Annotated in this window: 17 protein-coding genes; 3 read left to right on the forward strand and 14 right to left on the reverse strand. The window is 61.1% G+C overall.

Annotated elements, in window-relative coordinates:
* Positions 1–3: 3 nt before the first annotated feature.
* Positions 4–921, reverse strand: a complete 918-nt coding sequence (locus KEM63_RS11515) for an AEC family transporter (RefSeq protein ID WP_223651787.1) — start codon at positions 919–921, stop codon at positions 4–6.
* A 121-nt stretch (positions 922–1,042) separates the two neighbouring features.
* On the opposite strand from KEM63_RS11515, the gene KEM63_RS11520 reads away from it, so the two are divergent.
* The 3 genes from KEM63_RS11520 to cueR all read left to right on the forward strand — a co-directional run bounded on the left by KEM63_RS11520 (position 1,043) and on the right by cueR (position 5,647).
* The gene (locus tag KEM63_RS11520; protein WP_223651789.1) at positions 1,043–2,788 is read left to right on the forward strand and encodes a potassium/proton antiporter; all 1,746 of its coding nucleotides are present in this window, start codon (positions 1,043–1,045) and stop codon (positions 2,786–2,788) included.
* 64 nt (positions 2,789–2,852) lie between these two features.
* Complete coding sequence (locus KEM63_RS11525) at positions 2,853–5,246, forward strand: heavy metal translocating P-type ATPase (protein WP_223651791.1); 2,394 nt, start codon at positions 2,853–2,855, stop codon at positions 5,244–5,246.
* Entirely contained in the window at positions 5,243–5,647 is a 405-nt protein-coding gene (gene cueR / locus KEM63_RS11530; protein WP_223651792.1) for a Cu(I)-responsive transcriptional regulator, read from the forward strand. Before KEM63_RS11525 ends, cueR begins: the two co-directional genes overlap by 4 nt.
* Here the strand turns inward: cueR and flgL are convergent.
* The 13 genes from flgL to KEM63_RS11595 all read right to left on the reverse strand — a co-directional run bounded on the left by flgL (position 5,637) and on the right by KEM63_RS11595 (position 18,607).
* The gene (flgL, locus tag KEM63_RS11535) at positions 5,637–6,899 is read right to left on the reverse strand and encodes a flagellar hook-associated protein FlgL (RefSeq protein WP_223651793.1); all 1,263 of its coding nucleotides are present in this window, start codon (positions 6,897–6,899) and stop codon (positions 5,637–5,639) included. The two genes, cueR and flgL, sit on opposite strands and share 11 nt — an antisense overlap.
* A gap of 14 nt (positions 6,900–6,913) precedes the next feature.
* Positions 6,914–8,890 (reverse strand): flagellar hook-associated protein FlgK, encoded by a 1,977-nt coding sequence (flgK, locus tag KEM63_RS11540; protein ID WP_223651794.1) that lies wholly within the window; start codon positions 8,888–8,890, stop codon positions 6,914–6,916.
* A 3-nt stretch (positions 8,891–8,893) separates the two neighbouring features.
* On the reverse strand, positions 8,894–9,988 hold the full coding sequence (flgJ, locus tag KEM63_RS11545) for a flagellar assembly peptidoglycan hydrolase FlgJ (protein ID WP_223651795.1): 1,095 nt from the start codon (positions 9,986–9,988) through the stop codon (positions 8,894–8,896).
* 19 nt (positions 9,989–10,007) lie between these two features.
* Positions 10,008–11,105, reverse strand: coding sequence for a flagellar basal body P-ring protein FlgI (locus KEM63_RS11550; RefSeq protein WP_223651796.1), 1,098 nt, complete (start codon positions 11,103–11,105; stop codon positions 10,008–10,010).
* An 11-nt stretch (positions 11,106–11,116) separates the two neighbouring features.
* Complete coding sequence (flgH, locus tag KEM63_RS11555) at positions 11,117–11,794, reverse strand: flagellar basal body L-ring protein FlgH (protein WP_423747796.1); 678 nt, start codon at positions 11,792–11,794, stop codon at positions 11,117–11,119.
* Between the two features lie 18 nt (positions 11,795–11,812).
* Positions 11,813–12,598, reverse strand: a complete 786-nt coding sequence (flgG, locus tag KEM63_RS11560; RefSeq protein ID WP_093393870.1) for a flagellar basal-body rod protein FlgG — start codon at positions 12,596–12,598, stop codon at positions 11,813–11,815.
* 44 nt (positions 12,599–12,642) lie between these two features.
* Complete coding sequence (gene flgF, locus KEM63_RS11565; protein WP_223651797.1) at positions 12,643–13,383, reverse strand: flagellar basal-body rod protein FlgF; 741 nt, start codon at positions 13,381–13,383, stop codon at positions 12,643–12,645.
* A 214-nt stretch (positions 13,384–13,597) separates the two neighbouring features.
* On the reverse strand, positions 13,598–14,995 hold the full coding sequence (locus KEM63_RS11570; protein ID WP_223651798.1) for a flagellar hook protein FlgE: 1,398 nt from the start codon (positions 14,993–14,995) through the stop codon (positions 13,598–13,600).
* Positions 14,996–15,026: 31 nt separating this feature from the next.
* A complete protein-coding gene (gene flgD, locus KEM63_RS11575; RefSeq protein ID WP_223651799.1) occupies positions 15,027–15,713 on the reverse strand; it encodes a flagellar hook assembly protein FlgD in 687 nt (228 codons plus the stop codon).
* Between the two features lie 13 nt (positions 15,714–15,726).
* Entirely contained in the window at positions 15,727–16,167 is a 441-nt protein-coding gene (gene flgC, locus KEM63_RS11580; RefSeq protein ID WP_223651801.1) for a flagellar basal body rod protein FlgC, read from the reverse strand.
* 2 nt (positions 16,168–16,169) lie between these two features.
* Complete coding sequence (flgB, locus tag KEM63_RS11585; protein ID WP_223651803.1) at positions 16,170–16,574, reverse strand: flagellar basal body rod protein FlgB; 405 nt, start codon at positions 16,572–16,574, stop codon at positions 16,170–16,172.
* Positions 16,575–16,809: 235 nt separating this feature from the next.
* Positions 16,810–17,634, reverse strand: coding sequence for a CheR family methyltransferase (locus tag KEM63_RS11590; RefSeq protein ID WP_223651805.1), 825 nt, complete (start codon positions 17,632–17,634; stop codon positions 16,810–16,812).
* A gap of 31 nt (positions 17,635–17,665) precedes the next feature.
* Positions 17,666–18,607: a chemotaxis protein CheV gene (locus KEM63_RS11595; RefSeq protein ID WP_223651807.1), complete on the reverse strand. Its 942-nt coding sequence runs from the start codon at positions 18,605–18,607 to the stop codon at positions 17,666–17,668.
* Positions 18,608–18,643: the final 36 nt, after the last annotated feature.

The following is an 18,643-nucleotide window of genomic DNA, read 5'->3' on the forward strand; positions in this document are numbered from 1 at the left end:
TCTTCAGCTGACGAACAGCGACACCATCAGCGGGATGTACAACAGCGCGAAAACGGTACTCAGCAAAGCGGTGCCAGCGACCTGGCGGGGCGAGGTATCCAGCAGCGTAGCGATGACAACCGTGTTAGCGGCCACGGGGGTGATGGAAACGAGCAGCAGGGAACGGTGGACCGCCTCGTCGTAAATGCCCAGAACTGCGCTGTCCAACCACCAGAAGGCGAGTGCCAGTACCGGCCAGGCAACGAACTTGCCGAAAAATGCCAGCAGAGTGAAGCGCATCTCCCCTGCCAGCCCCTGAAGATTGAGGATGCTCATGCCGATGATCATCATCCCCAGAATGCTGTAGGTTCCGCGCAGGTTGTCGAACAACGGCTGCAGCAGCGTCGGGATACCGACATCGGAGAAGTTCAGCGCGACGCCAAGGAAAAAAGCATACAGCGACGGCAGCCGGACCACCTTGAGCAAGCAGTCGCGCACACCGAAGCGGCCTCTGGCGGCAAGGTAGAATCCGAGCGAGTTTTCGAACAGCGTGGTGCCCAGCATGCACACGATGTACAGCCCAAGCCCCTCCTCACCAAACAGCAGCAGCGCAACCGGGATGCCGAAATAGCCGGTATTGCCCGTACCCACCGTAAGCGGAATCATGTTCGCCGCCTCGCTTAGCCAGCGACGGGCGAGCCATAGATGAACCAGGGCGATGATAGAACAGAAGGTGTAGACCAAGAGAGGAAGGAGCACTACACGCGGGGTCAGCGGTGCGCTCATGACGCCGGCGAAAATCACCGCCGGGGTGACCATGTACAACATGATCCCGGCTATGTGCTTGCCGCTGGCCTGAAGATAGCGCCCAGCGAGCCAGCCCAGACCCACGGTGAGATAAAGCGGCAAGAGTTTGCTGAGCAGGGCCAGGGCAGCAGCCATTGCAGTGATCGCTCCGATATCGCAATAGCCTGACTATACAGCTTTTTTTCCGCATTCACGCATGGGGGCGACTGCCGCGTTATAGTGGGCAGCTTCGCAGCTCGACGACGGAAGCTCCGGGATGGATTACATCAACACCTTGTTTCTCATAGGCGCTGTCCTGCTCAGTGCGAGCATCCTGGCCAGCTCGCTTTCATCGAAGCTGGGCATTCCGTTACTGCTGGTGTTCCTGATCATCGGCATGGTCGCCGGCGAAGATGGCCCCGGCGGCATCGTTTTCCACGACGCGAGCATGGCTTACACCATTGGCAGTCTCGCGCTCGCCATCATCCTTCTGGATGGGGGCATGCGCACCCGCGTTGAAAATTTCCGCGTGGGTCTGTGGCCAGCCATGTCGCTGGCCAGCATGGGTGTTCTGATCAGCGCCGTCCTGACCGGACTGCTCACCGCCTGGCTGCTCGACCTGCACTGGCTGCAGGGGCTTCTGCTTGGTGCGATTGTCGGCTCGACCGACGCCGCCGCCGTGTTTTCGCTACTGCAGGGCAAGGGGCTGAACCTGAAACAGCGGGTCGGAGCCACGCTTGAGATCGAATCCGGTTCGAACGATCCGATGGCCATCTTTCTCACGGTGACTCTGGTGGAGATGCTTGCGGCGGGGCAGCAGAGCTTCAGCTGGAACTTCCTCCTGGTGTTGATTCAGCAGTTCGGGATCGGCGGACTCTGCGGGATCGGCGGAGGTGTCCTTCTCGGCTGGCTGGTCAACCGGGTCAAGTTGGCAACAGGGCTTTACCCACTACTCATCACCAGCGGTGCGATCCTGGTATTCGCCGCAACCAATGCCATCGGCGGTAGCGGTTTCCTGGCGATCTACCTGACCGGTCTGGTGCTGGGCAACCGACGGGTTCGCAATCTTCAGAACATTCTTCACGTTCAGGATGGCATGGCCTGGCTGAGCCAGATTGGCATGTTCCTCATGCTGGGCCTGCTGGTGACGCCCAGCGCGATGCTGCCGCTGGCGCTACCGGCAATCGCGATCGCGCTGTTCCTGATTTTCGTCGCGCGGCCGATCGCCGTGATGATTTGCCTTGTCCCCTTCGTGTTTTCCTGGCGCGAGCGCGTGTTCATTGCCTGGGTGGGGCTGCGTGGCGCAGTGCCGATCATTCTCGCCATATTCCCGTTGATGGCTGGCCTCGATCAGGCACAGTTGCTGTTCAACATAGCCTTCGTGGTCGTACTCGTATCGCTGCTGTTGCAGGGCTCGTCATTGCCATTGATGGCCCGCTGGTGCCGCGTGGAGATCCCGCCGCAACCGGCGCCGCTTCAGCGCACCAGTCTGGACGTCGCAGTGGAAGGCGAGTTCGAGCTGATGATCTACCAGCTCGATAACGCCAACTGGTGTGTAGGCAGTCACCTGCGCGACCTGAAGATGCCCAGCGATACGCGGATTGCCGCATTGTTTCGAGGCAGCAGTCTGCTGCACCCGACCGGCAGTACACAACTGGCACTCAACGACGTGCTGTGTGTTGTCGGTCGCTCGCGCGACCTGCCGGCGCTGTCGAAACTGTTCAGTCGCGCGCAGGCGCCGCGTTACCTGGAGAACCGCAAGTTCTTTGGCGATTTCATACTCGAGGGGGAAGCCCGGCTGGGCGAAGTCGGCCGTTTCTACGGCTTCGACGTGCCGGCGGAGCTGGCTGATCTGACGCTCGCGGACTTCTTTGGCCGCCAGTTCGGTGGGCATCCGGTGGTCGGCGACAGCGTGGAGTGGGAAGGTCATACGTGGGTGGTCGCCGCGATGGACAATGACTGGATTCTGAAAGTTGGCCTCAAGCTCGGCGCGGGCTCGGGCACACCACCGTTCGGATTCTGAATCACCCTGTTGACATTGACATGACGTCAACCTTGATCATGCTGTTACTGCCTCTCACAGGAACATGAGCATGAGCACAGTTACTCTCAATGTAGGCGGCATGACCTGCGCCAGCTGCGTACGTCGTGTCGAGAAAGCGCTCGGCGCTTCGCCCGGGGTGCGCTCTGCAGAGGTCAACCTCGCAGCGGAAACCGCCCGGGTCGAACTGGAACACCCCACAGACCTGGCGCCTGCCGCTGCAGCGCTTGGCAAGGCGGGCTATCCGGTCACCATGACAGAACGCCAGCTGCAACTGCAGGGGATGACCTGCGCCAGCTGTGTGAGCCGCGCGGAAAAGGCCTTGCTGAGCGTCGCCGGTGTGATTCATGCAGAGGTCAACCTGGCGAGCGAACAAGCCAGGGTGACCATGCTCCCCGACACCGACCATCAAGCCCTGCTGCAGGCAACCGAGCGGGCTGGCTATTCCGGGCGCTGGCTGGACGAGAGCCGGGCTGGCGTCGAGGACCCCGCTCAGGGGCGGCTCGTTCGGGAGCGGCGGCATCTCGTCGGGGCCGCGATTCTCAGCGCTCCGCTCGCCCTGGGCATGATTCCCGAGCTCGTCGGTGTCCACGGCTGGATGGCTCCGCCCATCGTTCAGCTGTTGCTGGCATCGGTTGTTCAGTTCTACTTCGGCGCGCGATTCTATCGCGCCGCCTGGCACGCTGTTCGCAACCTGTCCGGCAACATGGACCTGCTCGTCGCTATCGGGACCACAGCCGGGTGGACACTCAGCACATGGCACCTGCTCAACGCCGCGGCGGGCGACATGCCAGCGCTGTACTACGAAGCCTCGGCAGTCATCATTACCTTTGTGCTGCTGGGCAAATATCTTGAGAGTCGCGCCAAGGGTCAGACGCTCGAGGCCATTCGGGCCCTAACTGCCTTGCGTCCTGACACCGCCAGATTGCGCTCGCCGGAGGGAGACCGCCTGGTGCCGCTGGAACAGATCCGCCCGGATGACGTGCTGGTCGTCCAGCCCGGCGAGCGCATCCCGGTCGATGCCCAGGTGATGGAAGGTGGAGGTCACGTCGACGAGTCCATGCTGACCGGCGAGAGCCTGCCGGCAAGTCGCCAACCCGGCGATACCGTCAGTGCCGGCTCGATGAACCAGGACGGCGTGCTGATCATCCGCACGCTCGCGGTGGGTCACGACACGATGCTCTCGCGCATCGTGCGCATGGTTGAAGGGGCCCAGGCCTCCAAAGCGCCGATTCAGCGTCTGGTCGACCGGGTAAGTGCGGTATTCGTGCCCATCGTACTGGGTATCGCCCTGCTGACCTGGCTGATCGGCAGCGTCGTGATCGGCGGCGAGCAGGCGCTGCTCAATGCCATCGCGGTGCTGGTGATCGCCTGCCCCTGCGCACTGGGCCTCGCCACGCCGACGGCAATCATGGTCGGCACCGGCATTGCCGCGCGTAACGGCATCCTTATCCGGGACGCCCAGGCGCTGGAACTGGCCCACCGGGTAGATACGGTTATTTTCGACAAGACCGGCACCCTGACCGTGGGCAAACCCGAACTGCTGGCCTTCGACACCTTGCCCGGCACCGACGCCGGACAGGCGCTCACGTGGGCCGCTGCGATTCAGAAACACGCCGAGCATCCGCTTGCCGCTGCGCTGCTCCGGCACGCCGAAGCACAGCAGATAGACCCGCGTCCGGCGAACGACTTTCGTGTGCTCTCCGGCCGGGGGGCCGGTGGCCGCGTCGACGGTTTCCAGCTATGGCTCGGCAATCGTACGTTGATGCGTGAGCAAGGCGTTTCGCTGGAGGAATGGGAGGATCTGGCCGCCAGCCATGAAGCCCGTGGCCGCACCCTGTCCTGGCTCGCCGTGGACGACGGTGAGGTCCGGGCGGTGGCCATGATGGCCTTTGCCGACAAACTCAAGGCCGGTGCAGCCCGCACCGTCAGCCAGCTGGCGACCTTGGGTATCGACAGCTGGCTGATCAGCGGCGACAGCGAGGCCGCTGCCGCAGCGGTCGGCGAAGAGCTCGGCATCCGCCACGTAGAGGCCCAGGTGCTCCCCGAGGACAAGGCCAGACACGTCGCCACCCTGCGCAAGCAGGGTCGGGTGGTAGCAATGATCGGCGATGGCATAAACGACGCGCCTGCACTGGCAGCTGCCGACGTCGGCATGGCAATGGCCACCGGTACCGATGTGGCCATGCATAGCGCTGGCATCACGCTTATGCGCGGCGACCCTACGCTGGTGCCGGCCGCGCTGGATATATCGCGGCATACCTGGCGCAAGATTCGCCAGAATCTGTTCTGGGCGTTTGTGTACAACAGCCTGGGCATTCCGCTGGCGGCTGTGGGTCTGCTGAGCCCGATGATGGCCGGCGCGATGATGGCCGCCAGTAGCGTCAGCGTGGTCGCCAATGCACTGCTGCTGCGCCGCTGGAAACCGGAGTCGCCATGAACATTAGTCAGGCAGCAAACGTCAGCGGCTTGACGCCGCGGATGATTCGTCATTATGAAAAGATAGGACTGCTGCCCTTGGCAGACCGCAGTCCGGCGGGTTATCGCCGATTCAATGAGCGTGATCTGCACACCCTGCGTTTCATCCAGCGAGCGCGCAGCCTGGGGTTCAGCATGGAAGAGGTTGGCCAGCTACTCGCTTTATGGCAGGACCGCGAGCGGAGCAGCGCCGAGGTGAAAGCGCTTGCCGACAGGCACCTGCAAGACCTCGACGAGAAGATAGCCGGGCTGCAGGGCATGCGCGATACGCTGGCCGAGCTGGCGACCTGCTGCCGCGGCGACCATCGCCCGAACTGCCCTATACTTGCCCGCCTGGCTGAGGACCAACCCGTTAACGAATGAGGTTGAACAGGCTCAGGCCGCTGACCTTGACGAAGCTTTGTTGTGCCGCTTGCAGAACCACTGTCTGCAGGCTCAGACGACTGAGCGCTTCGGCGTAGTCGAGATCCTTGAGACTCGATTGCACCGACTGGTTGATCTGGCTGACCTCGGCGTTCTCGTTTTCGGTCGACTCGATGACGTTCATGCGGGCGCCGATAGTGGTCTGCACACCGAGCACCTTGTTCATTGCGTTGTCGAGATTCTCCAGGCTGATGGCAATGACGTCGCGGCGCTGCAGCTTGTCTTCGGTGGTGTCGCCACCGGACTCCAGATTCTGCCGCAGGAAGGCAACGCTCTCCAGTATGCTGCGGGTTTCCCGCTTGCCCTGCTCAGCGCTCACATCACCCCGCTCGATGGTGAAACTGTCGCCCGCCTGCACGGTTCCGTCCAGCTTGACCGCCACGCCGGCATAGCGAATCTCGTAGCTGTTCCTGTCATTGGCAGTCAGCGCACCGGTCACTGCGGGGACAAGCGCATCGCCGTTCGCATCGACTATTTCATAGCTCTGGGCATCGGCACCGATCACGATACTGACGCGTTCCTGCGGGAAGAACGTGTTGTCGTAGGCTGTCTTGTTTTCGACCACGCCCAGCGATATCCGCGCGTCCCCGGTGTTGCCGGAGTCCGCGGCCGTGGCTACGCGATTGACGTTGTCGATGTCGACGAACAGATTCTTGCCGCTGTCATTGATGGCCATCAGCTTGGAGCTGGCGATCTGAATGGAGCGCTGACCCTCGTCACCCTGATAGGTGTAGGTGCCGTCCGGATTCCGTACAAAGGGCTGTGCATTACCCTGGAAGCCGCCGAACAGATACTCGCCGCGAGCGTTGCGGCTGTTGAATACGTTGTAGAGTTCATCCTCGCGCTCCGATAGCTCGGCTGCGAGCGCCTGCCGATCCTGCTTGCTCATCGCTCCGTTGCCACTGGAGACTGCGATTTCGCGAATGCGCTGAAGGATGTTGTTCACCGAATTGAGCGACGCTTCCTCCGAGGTCAGGCTGTTGGTCGCCGCGCTCAGGTTGGCCTTGTACTGCTCGAGCTTGTTGGACTCCTGATCCAGCTGCAGGAGCCGAACGGAGGCAACGGGATCGTCAGCCGGGGTCAGGATTCGTGTACCGGAGCTGACCTGCTCCTGGGTCCGGGTCACGTTGGCATAGTTGTCAGTGATGCCCTTTACGCCGTGATTGAACTGCTGAATGGTCGAAATGCGCATCCCCGCCTACCCCTTCAACGAATACTGTTGATCAACGTGTCGAACACCGACCGAGCAATCTGGATCACCTGAGCGGATGCATTGTAGTACTGCTCGAAGATGATCAGGTTGGTCGCCTCCTCGTCCAGATTCACCGCCGAAACCGAGTCACGGTTATTGGTCGCCTGTTTCAGTACAGCGGCACTCGACTCGCTTTCAGAGCGAGCCTGGGAGGTGAACGTCGCAACGCGCTGTACCAGATCGCCATAACCGTCCACAAACGAGAAACCCTTCGCATCCGGAGAGGTCTTGCCAAGCACCGGGCTGGTCTGCAGCGCGGAAAGCTTGAGCGCGTTGCGGTTGTCAGACACCCCGTTATTTACCGACGCAGCAAAGCTGTCACCATTGAGCGGTGTACCGGTCAGGCTCATGCGGAAGGTATAGCCGCCGTTGCTCCACTCCACCGTATTGGTCTGGCCGGGAGTGATGACCAGCGGATCAGGCGATGTAGCTCCGCCGCCGGTACTCAGGTTGAGCTGCCCAGTCGCCTGATCGAAGGTGAATGTCGCCGGTAGCAGAGTGGCGAGCACGGACTTGTCGATCGGTTGCGGTCCGCCAACGATTTCCGGCTGGGTGATCTTCGCCGTGCCGCGGTTGTCCAGGCTGGCCTGGGCAGCCACCGGGGCGGCAAAGCCGAGCTCCTCCGGCTGTTTCATCGTGACATTCATTGCGCCGGCTCCGAACCGGGTCGGCGTCAGAAGAAAGCGATCACCCGCGCCGATCCCGCCGCTGTTGAGCTCGATGGTGAAACCGTCGAGCTCGGGCGGCGGCGTGGCGGACAGGTTAAAGGGACCGGAGACCTTGTTGTCCGACACCCGACGCACGCTGAAATCGGTCGCGCTGGAAAACATGACCTCATAGTCCGAGGTCGTCAGGCTGGCCGCATCACTGATGCGAACGTCCAGCCGCGCATTGGGATCACTGTTATTGGCTCGGGCACGGCTGCGCAGGGCGACCTGATCGTCGCTGTTGATGTCCTTGAACAGATCGGTACCCACACGGCCGTTCAGATCCAGACCCTGGCCGAGCTGCGTATTGAACTCGTCCGCAATGGAAATCGCCAGTCGGCCCACCGCGTTCAGCGCCGGATCGAGGACCTCGTTGCGGTAGCGCACCAGTCCGCCAAGCTCTCCGCCGGAAATGAGGTTGGTCACGTCCTGTTCCGAGCCGCCGCTGACCAGCAGGAGATCGGTACGGCTCGGATCGGAGCGTCCCGGTACAGCCATCATGCTCGATGCCTGGTTGCCGACGACCAGCGGCTGGCCGGACCCGATGAACACGTTTATGCCGTTGTTATCCTGCGGAACGATGGTCACGCCGACCAGCTCGCTCAACTCGCGGATGGCCTCATCACGCGAGTCGAGCAGATCGTTGGGTTGCTTGCCATTGGCCGCAGCCTTGCCAATCGAATCGTTGTAGGACGCGATGGAGCTGGCCAGCCGGCTGACCTGTTCGGAAAGCGTGCCGACCTGCTCGCCAATGAACTGGTTCTGGACGGTCAACCGCTCCTGCACGGTGTTGAAACGTGACGCCAGACCTTCCGCTTCGGACAGGAACAGCTGCCGAGCAGGCAGATTGCCCGGGTCTTCGATAGCGGTCTGCAGCGCATTGAAATAGTTCTGCAGGCCCGGGGTGATGCCCGTGGCAGTGCCGGAAAGCAGGACGTTCAGCTCCTCGAGCTGACTCTGGAACGCGGTCGCTTCCGAGTTCAGAGCCGTGCTGGCACGCACCTGATTGGTCAGAAACTGGTTATGAATCCGCTGTACGTCGACAATGCTCGTGCCATTGCCGATGTAACCCGACCCACTGAAGCTGGGCTGGCGAGCCTCCTGCAACGCGGATTGACGCGAGTAACCGGGGGTATTGATGTTCGAGATATTCTGCCCGGTTACCGACAGCTGCGTTTGCGACGCCTTCAGGCCACTGAGGCCAATATTGAACAGATCAGCCATGGCTTATGCCTTTCCCTGGGTGTCGGTAGTACCGGCGGTGGTGGCCAGACGGGGATCGTCCATGAGCTTGCGGGCGATCTGCGAAACCTTGCTGGCGTACTGCGGGTCGGTGGCGTAGCCGGCACGCTGCAGCTCACGGAAGAACTGGTCCGGGTTGGCTGTGCTGCCCAGCGCCTGCTTGTAGCGGCCATTGGTCTCGAGAAAGCTCACATAGTCGTCGAAGCTCTGTTCGTATGACTCGTAGCTGCGGAAGCTGGCGCGCTCCTGTCCCTTGACGCCGTCACGATATTCAGTGGTCATGACGCTGGCCGAATCGCCGTTCCAGCTGTTATGCGTCTTGATACCGAACAGGTTGTGGCTGCTGCTGCCATCGGATTCGCGAATAACGGATTTGCCCCAGCCGGTTTCAAGCGCGGCCTGAGCTACCAGATAGTGGGGGTCCACACCCAGTCGGGCGGCCGCCTTGCGCGCCATGGGCAGCATTGCCTCGGCGAACTCCTGTGCACTACCGAAGCGCGCCGGTGCCGCTGCAGCGGTGCTGGGCGCGCCCTGGGCTATCGCCTGCTCCGTGCTCACCACTGGACGCGATGCGCCCGCCAATGCACGCATCGGCTGCCACTGCGCAGGCGTTTCCGCCCTCGCCTGCGCCGCCGCAGGAGCAGGTGTCGCAGCGGTTTGCTCGGCAACAGCGCGATAGCTGGTGGAGATGGCCAGACGACGACGTGCCAGAAGCGCAGACTGGTCGCCCTGCCCCCCCTGGGCCTGGACGTCCGCAGCCACCGGCGCCGGAGAGGCCTTGTTTGGCGACAGCTGCCGCATCATCACATCGGCCAGACCCACGCCCTGCTTTTCAGCCAGGTGCACGGTGAGCTGGTTGTCGTACATGTCCTGATAGAACTTGGTCTGCTGCGTATTAAGGGGATTGCCTTCTGCGAAGCCGGCGTTCGCCTGGCGCATGCTTTTGACCATCATGTTCATGAACAGCGACTCGAACTGTTTCGCGACGCGTTGCAGGTTCTCCTGGCTGTTGGCCTTGCTGCCGACGCCCATCTGGCTCATGGCGTTCAGATCGGTGTAGCTGAGGCTGTTGCTGTTCATGTCCATGGTCAGTTACCCGTCAGATAATGACCAGGTCGGCATTCAATGCGCCGGCCTGCTTGAGTGCTTCCAGGATCGCCATCAGGTCACCGGGCGCCGCTCCGACCTGATTCACGGCACGCACGATTTCATCCAGCGACACGCCCGGGTTGAACACGAACATGCGGCTATCGCCTTCCTCGATGTTGATCTGCGAGCTCGGCGTGACGACGGTCTGGCCTGCAGAAAACGCATTGGGCTGGCTGACCTGCGGGTTCTCGGTGATGGTCACCGTCAGGCCGCCGTGAGTCACTGCAGCCGGCTTCACGCGCACATCCTGCCCGATCACGATGGTGCCGGTTCGCGAATTGATGATGACCTTCGCCGCCGCGTTGCCCTGCTCGATCTGCAGGTTCTCGACCATCGACAGGTAATCGACACGCTGATTGGGGTCGAGCGGCGCGCGAACACGAATCGAGCCGCCGTCGAGCGCCTGGGCAACGCCAGGACCGAAGGTATCGTTGATCTGATCGACGACGCGCTTGGCCGTGGTGAAGTCCGGGCGGTTCAGGTTGAAGGTGAGGCTGTCTCCGGAGGCGAAGGGGCTGGTCACGGCGCGCTCGACCGTTGCTCCGCCGGGAATCCGCCCTACGCTGGGGACGTTCACGGTGATGCGCGAGCCGTCGGCACCTTCAGCACCGAAGCCGCCAACCACCAGGTTGCCCTGGGCAATGGCATACACCTGACCGTCGATACCCTTGAGCGGCGACATCAGCAGGCTGCCGCCGCGAAGGCTCTTGGCGTTGCCCAGCGATGACACGGTGATGTCGATGGTCTGGCCCGGGCGTGCGAACGGCGGCAGGTCGGCATGGATCGCCACTGCTGCCACGTTCTTGGTCTGGATACGCGTACCCGGGGGCACAGTGATGCCGAACTGCGTGAGCATGTTATTGAAGGTTTGCGCAGTGAACGGCGTCTGGCTGGTCTGGTCCCCCGAGCCATCCAGACCCACTACCAGGCCATAGCCGATCAGCTGGTTGCTACGCACCCCGGCGATACTGGCGATATCCTTCAAACGCTCGGCCTGCACCAGCGGGGCGGCGAGGAGCAGGCAGAGCATGACTATGAAAGCGCGCATCGCATCGCTCCTCAGAAGGGCCACAACGGGCTAAGGAAAAACTGGCTCAGCCAGCCGGGCTGACTGGCGTTGGCAAAGGCACCGGTCCCCGAATAGGTTATCCGCGCGTCGGCCACGCGGGTGGACAGCACAGTGTTGTCCTGCCCGATGTCGTCCGAGCGCACCAAGCCTGAAATACGCACCAGCTCATCGCCGGTATTGAGCGTGATCCACTTCTCGCCGCGCACCGCAAGAATGCCGTTGGGCAGCACTTCCGCAACCGTGACCGTGATGGAGCCGGTCAGGCTGTTGCTCTGATTGGCCTCCGACTCGCCGTTGGCCGAGCGGTTGCCGGACATGCTCACGCCCAGATCAAGCCCCTTGGCACCGACGACGTTGCCGAGCAGCGTGGGGTTGGCGAGCGCGACCGAGCTGTTCTTGCTCATCTCGCTTTCGGCACTCTTGCGTGCTGCGGTCCGCTCGGTCAGCGTAATGGTGATGATGTCGCCGACGCGATGCGCCTTGCGATCGTCATACAGCGTCATTTCGAACCCGGGCTGGTAGATGGCTCCGTTGTTCAGCTCCTGCGGCATCGGCGTCCTGGGCAGGACAGGCGCGTAGGCCGGATCGTCCGGACGCGGCGGCACCTGGACGCACGCGCTCAGCGAAGCGACCAGGACTGCCAGCAGGGATAAGCGGAGGGTGATCATCTCAGTTCGCTCCGGTCATCACAGATTCTGGCTGACGTATTGCAGCATCTGGTCCGCGGTGGAGATCACCTTGGAATTCATCTCGTACGCGCGCTGGGTAGTGATCATGTTGACCAGCTCCTCCACAACGCTAACGTTGGAGTTCTCCAATGTGTTCTGCAGCACGGTCCCCAGCCCGTTCTGGCCGGGATTGCCGACCTGCGGCGCGCCACTGGACGCAGACTCAAGGAACAGGTTGTTGCCGATCGATTGCAGACCTGCCGGGTTGATGAAGTCGGCGGTCTGAATGTTGCCGATCTGCTGAACCGCAGGATCGCCGAAGACCGTGATGCTGACAGTGCCGTCTTCACCCACGGTGAACGACTGCACGTCGTCAGGCAAAGCGATACCCGGTTCCAGCGGAAAGCCACTGGAGGTTACGATCTGACCGTTCGAATCCAGATGGAAACTGCCGTCGCGGGTATAGCCGACGTTGCCATCGGGCATCAGGATCTGAAAGAAGCCGCGGCCGTTCACGGCCATATCCAGCGGTTGCTCGGTGGTCTGCAGCGAGCCCATGGTGAAGATCTTCTGCGTGCCCGCCACGCGCACGCCGGTACCGGTCTGCAGTCCCGAGGGCAGCTGAGTGTCCTGAGTGGTCTGTCCGCCGGGCTGGCGCTTGACCTGATAGAGCAGATCTTCGAATTCCGGGCGGTCACGCTTGAAACCCGTGGTGCCCACGTTCGCCAGGTTGTTGGAGATCGTGGTCAACATGGTGTCCTGGGCGGACAGGCCGGTCTTGCTAATCCAAAGAGCTGAATGCATGGTCTTCTCCTTCCTCGCCGTTTAGCGGCGCGGCATCATCGCGATCAACTGATCTGCAGAATTCGGTTGGTGGAGGTAGCGTTTTCTTCTGCTGTACGCATCATCTTCACGTGCAGTTCGAACTGGCGGGCCAGCGTGAGCATCGAGGTCATCTCCGAGACAGCATTCACGTTGCTGCCTTCGAGGAAGCCCGTCGTCACGCTGACGGCCGCGTCAGCGGGCTGTTCGACCTGCCCTTCCACGCGCATGAGTCCGTCCTCGCCCTTGCGCACCAGTGCGTTGTCAGGTTTGACCAGCTTGATGCGGTCTACCTCTGCCATGACGCTCGGCGCCTCGCCAAGTGCGCGGATGCTGATAGTGCCGTCCGAGCCAATTTCGATCTTCTCTGCTGGCGGCACGGCGATCGGTCCACCGTTGCCCAGTACCGGTAAGCCGGAACTGGTGCGCAACATGCCGAAGGCGTCAACATTCAGGCTGCCGGCGCGGGTGTAGGCTTCGCTGCCGTCCGGGGCCTGCACGGCAATCCAGCCCTCCCCCTGCACGGCGACGTCAAGATCGCGACCGGTCTCGATCAGCGACCCCTGGGAGAAGTCACTGCCGGGGCGCTCGGTCATCGCGTAGACACGGCTCGGGAAGGTTTCGCCAAATACCGGCATCGACCGTGCCTGCTCGAAATCACGACGGAATCCCGTGGTGCTCACGTTCGCCAGATTGTTGGCGTGTGCAGCCTGGGCTTTCATGTTCTGGCTGGCGCCAGTCATGGAAATGTATAAGGACTTGTCCATGCGCTACTCCCGCTTCGACCAGTGCGACAGGAAATTGCCGCTTGAAGAGTCTTGGAGGAAATAAAGCACATAGCGTGCCAAGAACATAATACGGAGGATTGTCTATATGTTTCAGTACTTTAGACATGCCCTGAAAGAAGAAGGGCGGCAATTCTCCGCAGAAAATTGCCGCCCTTCCCGGACGCCTGACAGCGCCCGAGAGGCGCTGCTTCAGTTATCGCAGGTTGATGATGGTCTGGGTGACGGCATCTTCGGTCTGGATGGTCTTGGCGTTGGCCTGGTAGTTACGCTGGGCCACGATCAGGTTGATCAACTGCTCGGAGAGGTCCACGTTGGACGACTCCAGCGCACCCGACTGGATGGTGCCCAGCGTACCCGAGGTCGGCGCACCGACGACCGGTTCGCCCGAGGCGAACGACTGGGTCCACGATGTCTTGCCCTGCGGCGTCAGGCCTTGCGCGTTGGCAAAGGTCGCCAGAACGACCTGGCCCTGCGTCCGGGTCTGACCGTTGGTGTACCGGGCCACCAGCAAGCCGGTGTCATCGATCTCCAGACCCGCAAGTTCACCGGTCGTGAAGCCATCCTGCACCACCGAGGTCACCGCGAAGCTGGACGCGTATTGGGTAGTCCCGCGCAGATTGATCGCCAGGTTGTTCACCGGCGAGGCGGCTCCCGTCGGCTGGCCGGTGCTATCAAGCGGTGCCCAGCCGCTCAGCGTGTACGGCTGGGGCGTTGTGAGATCACCGGCTTCGTTGAACTGCAGATCGAAGCGCGTGGTGGAAGTCGGGTCAAACGCCGGGTCGGAAGCGAGCGTACCGGTCTGCACATCACGGCCGTCCACCAGCACGAACATGTCCCAGCGGTTTGCATCGTTCTTGACGAAATACTTCGTCATGACGTGGGGGTTGCCCAGGCTATCGTAAATGTTCACCGACGTGGAGCTGTTGTAGGTTGCCGAGTTCGTCGGATCGAAGGTCGCCCGCCCCGCATTCAGGCCAGCAGTTTGTGCAGCCGCCACTTCAGCAGCAGTTGGCGCAGCGGGATCTACTGCCCCAGCGATGGACCCGGCATAAGCGCCGTCATAGGCCTGCTGCCATATAGCCGGACGAACGTTGGTGGAGTTCAGGTTCAACGTTGAATCGATGACTGTCGACTGCTGCGGATCAGCCGAGCGCGTATCCACTCGCAAGTCGGTCTGAATACCCTGGTTGATCTGCCCGGTGACGCCGTTCACACCGAAGCCCTGCAGCCGCTCGCCGAAGTTGTTGACGATATTGCCCTGCCGGTCGGTGCCAAAGTAGCCGGCTCGGGTGTAACTCAACGCACCGTTGTTGCTGGTGACGAAGAACCCGTTACCGTTCACCGCCAGATCCAGGCTGTTCTCGGTAAAGTTGATGTTGCCCTGCGTGAACATCTGCGACACGTCACCCATCAGAACGCCGCTACCCTGCGCATTGCTGCCCGAGCCCAGCACGGAAGCCGCGTAGACGTCGGAGAACTCCGCGCGCGACAACTTGAAACCGACCGTGCCGGCGTTCGCTATGTTGTTACCGGTGATATTCAGATCGGATGCTGCCGCCCGAATACCACTGAGACCGATGTTGAAAGACATGTTCTAACTCCTCAATGATGCTGCGGACGACTTACTTGCTAATGGACAGGACTTCGGACAGCCCGATGCTGCCCAGGCCTGCAAGATTCAGAACCATCTCTCCCCCTTTGCCAACACCCAGCGATACGCTGTCGACGTTGGCAGGCAGCAGAGTGGCCACTTGTTTCTGTTCACCGCCCTGGCTGGCGATGGCTTCGAACTTGTATTTGCCCGGCGGCAGGATATTGCCGCTGGCATCCTGGCCGTTCCAGTTGAAGTCGAGCATGCCTGGCTCCTGCGCCCCCATGTTCATGGCGGAAACCAGTTTGCCGGCGCTGTTGTAAACGTTGACCAGCACATTGCTGCTCGACTGGGTAATCGCCATCTGGCCTTGAATACCCTGTTGGGTATCGACCATGGCATTGGACGTTGGCACGATCACCGAACGCCCCACCAGCGAAGAGGCCTGCAGCGCCTGAGATGACTGATAACCACTGAGCAACGAGTCCATCGACGTATTCAGGTTACCGATGCCTTCGACGGTGCTGAACTGTGCCAACTGAGCGATGAACTCACCGTTTTCCTGCGGCGACAGCGGATCCTGATTGTTCATCTGCGTGACCAGCAACTGCAGAAACGCATCCTTGCCCAGCTCGTCACCCTTGGCGAAGCGATCCTGGTCGACCTTGTAGTTGTCCAGCAGGCTTTCGCCAACGCTGAGGTTATTACTGACGCTCATCAGAAGGTCTCCTTTACTGGCCCAGCGTCAGCACGCGCTGCAGCATGGTCTTGGCGGTGTTCATGATTTCAACGTTGGTCTGGTAGGCGCGCGAGGCTGACATCATGTTGGCCATCTCCTCGACGACGTTGACGTTCGGATAGAACACATAGCCTTCCTCGTTCGCCATGGGGTGGTCAGGTTCGTAGCGCGCCTGCAATTCGGCGTCCGATTCGACGACACCGAGCACCTGCACGCCCTGACCGGCCTCGCCTTCGGACTGGAACAGCGAGCCGCCAAGCCCTTGCTGCTCGCTGAGGACGGTGGCAAATACCGGATTGCGAGCGCGATAGGTTTCATCGATGCTGCTCGACACCGTTTCGGCGTTGGCAATGTTGCTGGCCACCGTGTTCAACCGCAGGGACTGGGCACTCATGCCGGATCCGGCGATGTTGAAAACCTGGGTCAGGGACATGATCAGTCTCCTCTTATGGCCGTCATCAGGCCCTTGAACTTGCTATTGAGGAAGGTAAAGCTGGCCTGGAAGTCGATGGCGTTCTGTGCGTACCTGGCCTGTTCCACCTGGGTGTCCACGCTATTGCCGTCAATCGAGGGCTGCGAAGCGGTGCGGTAACGCAGACCGGCAGCCTGGTCGATGAAACCTTCCATCGCGATATGTCCGCCATGGGTGCGCTGGGCCTTGAACGGCTCTGCGCCTCCGGCTTGCTGGGCCTCGAGCACGCTAGCGAAGTCGAGGTCTCGCGCCTTGTAGTTGGGCGTATCGGCGTTGGCGATATTGTTGGCGATGACTTCCGCGCGGTCGGCACGAAAGGACAGCGCCTTTTCATGCAGGCCCAACGCTCGATCGAAACTCAAACTCATGACATTCCTCCGCTTGCGTGCTCGGCAAGACATTTACGGAAGTGTCAAAGCAAGGGCTATGCCAAATAATGAATATTCAGCAATATCATAGACTTAATAGGGATGGCCGAACGTCTGCGGCAAATTATTACCGCAGATTCGTCACTGAAGCCGGGCTGGCCCCGGCGTAGCGGCAAGAACGCGTCAATAGTCGGACGCGCTCAGGATGTGTCATCAGGCAAGCTGACACGGACGATCAACGTGCCTTGTAGACGATGCCCGGGCTGCACTGGACCATCTGGTAGAGCTCGGGCAATCCATTGAGGGCTTCTGACGCACCAAGCATGAGATAGCCACCGGGCTTGAGCGTAGCGTGGATGCGCTTGAGGATGTCCTTCTTGAGATCCGCCGAAAAGTAGATGAGTACGTTGCGACAGAACACGATGTCGAACTTGCCCAGCCCGGCATAGCTGTCCAGCAGGTTCAGCGCTCGGAACTCGACACGCGATCGTACCGGCTGCTTCACCGACCAACGTCCCGCGCCAGCGGCGTCGAAATACCGTGCCAGACGTTCCTGGGACAGCCCCCGCGCCACAGCCAGACTGTCATATTCGGCGGTTTTTGCTGCGCTGAGGATGCTTCCGGACAGATCCGTCGCAACAATCTGCGCGCCCGCGCGCAGTTGGCCCAGGTTGGTTCGCTCGTACTCGTCGATCGACATGCTCAGCGAATACGGTTCCTGACCTGACGAGCAGGCTGCCGACCAGATGCGCAGGCGTTGGCCGGGACTGCTCTGAACGAACTCGGGAATAAGCTTGTTCTTGAGCACCTCGAACGGATACACGTCACGAAACCATAAGGTCTCGTTCGTTGTCATCGCGTCGATGACGGACTCGCGCAGCCCACCGCGCGGATTCGCCTGAATCCGCGAGACGAGTTCACCCAGCGACTTGATGCGCTCCTGTTCGAGCAGCCTGTTCAACCGGCTGGATACGAGATACTGCTTGTTTTCCCCCAGAACGATGCCACAGGCTTTTTCAAGGAAATCCCGGAACTGCTGAAAATCGTTTGCAGAGGTCACTCAACCGCCCTATCTCGTCTATGTGCCGGCGTCATGCACCCGTCGCGTCGCGAAGGGCGTGCAGCCGGTCGATCACCCGTTTCGCCAGTTCATCCGGTTTGAACTTGGCCAGGAATTCGTCCGCGCCGACCTTTTTCACCATCGCCTGATTGAATACCCCCGACAGCGAGGTATGCAGCATGATATGCAACTTGTTCATGCGGGGGTCATTGCGCACTTCGGCCGTGAGCGTGTATCCATCCATCTCCGGCATTTCAATATCCGACACCATCATCAGCAGATGTTTCGATACGTCCTCGCCTCGATCGGCAATTTCCTTGAGCCAATCCAGTGCCTGCCTGCCGTCGTTGAGCGCGACGATTTCCACGCCGACCTCCTGCAGACAACGGGCGACCTGCTTGCGTGCAACGCTCGAGTCGTCGACGATCAGAACCTTGCGGGAAACCGCCTCGGCCTGCGTACGCTCGTCAATCACCCCAGAAGAGATCGTCTCGACTGTCGGGACCACCTCGGCAAGAATCTTCTCGACGTCGATGATTTCCACGGTCTTCTCGTCAACCCGCGTGACAGCGGTCAGATAATGATCGCGGCCAGTCCCACGTGGCGGGGGATGGATCTCTGACCAGTTCATGTTGACGATGCGTTCAACAGAGCGCACGAGGAAACCCTGCACCCTGTAGTTGTATTCGGTGATGATGACGAACGCCGTGCTCAGGTCACTCAGCCCCGCGCCCCCGGTAGCCTTGTTGAGATCGATGATCGGGAGCGTGCCGCCACGGATGTGCGCCACGCCGCGCACCACCGGGTTCAGCTTGGGCAGCAAGGTCAGCTTGGGGCATTGAAGCACCTCCTTGACCTTGAATACGTTGATTCCGTACAGCTGATTGCCGGCCAGCCGAAAGAGCAGCAATTCAAGTCTATTCTGTCCGACCAGCTGCGTTCGCTGGTTGACCGAGTCCATAACGCCAGCCATGGGCGCCTCCTCGTTATACGTGTAGCGGTACGTTTC

Origin of the sequence: Halopseudomonas nanhaiensis, from assembly GCF_020025155.1 — a bacterium.
Classification (GTDB): Bacteria; Pseudomonadota; Gammaproteobacteria; order Pseudomonadales; family Pseudomonadaceae; genus Halopseudomonas; species Halopseudomonas nanhaiensis.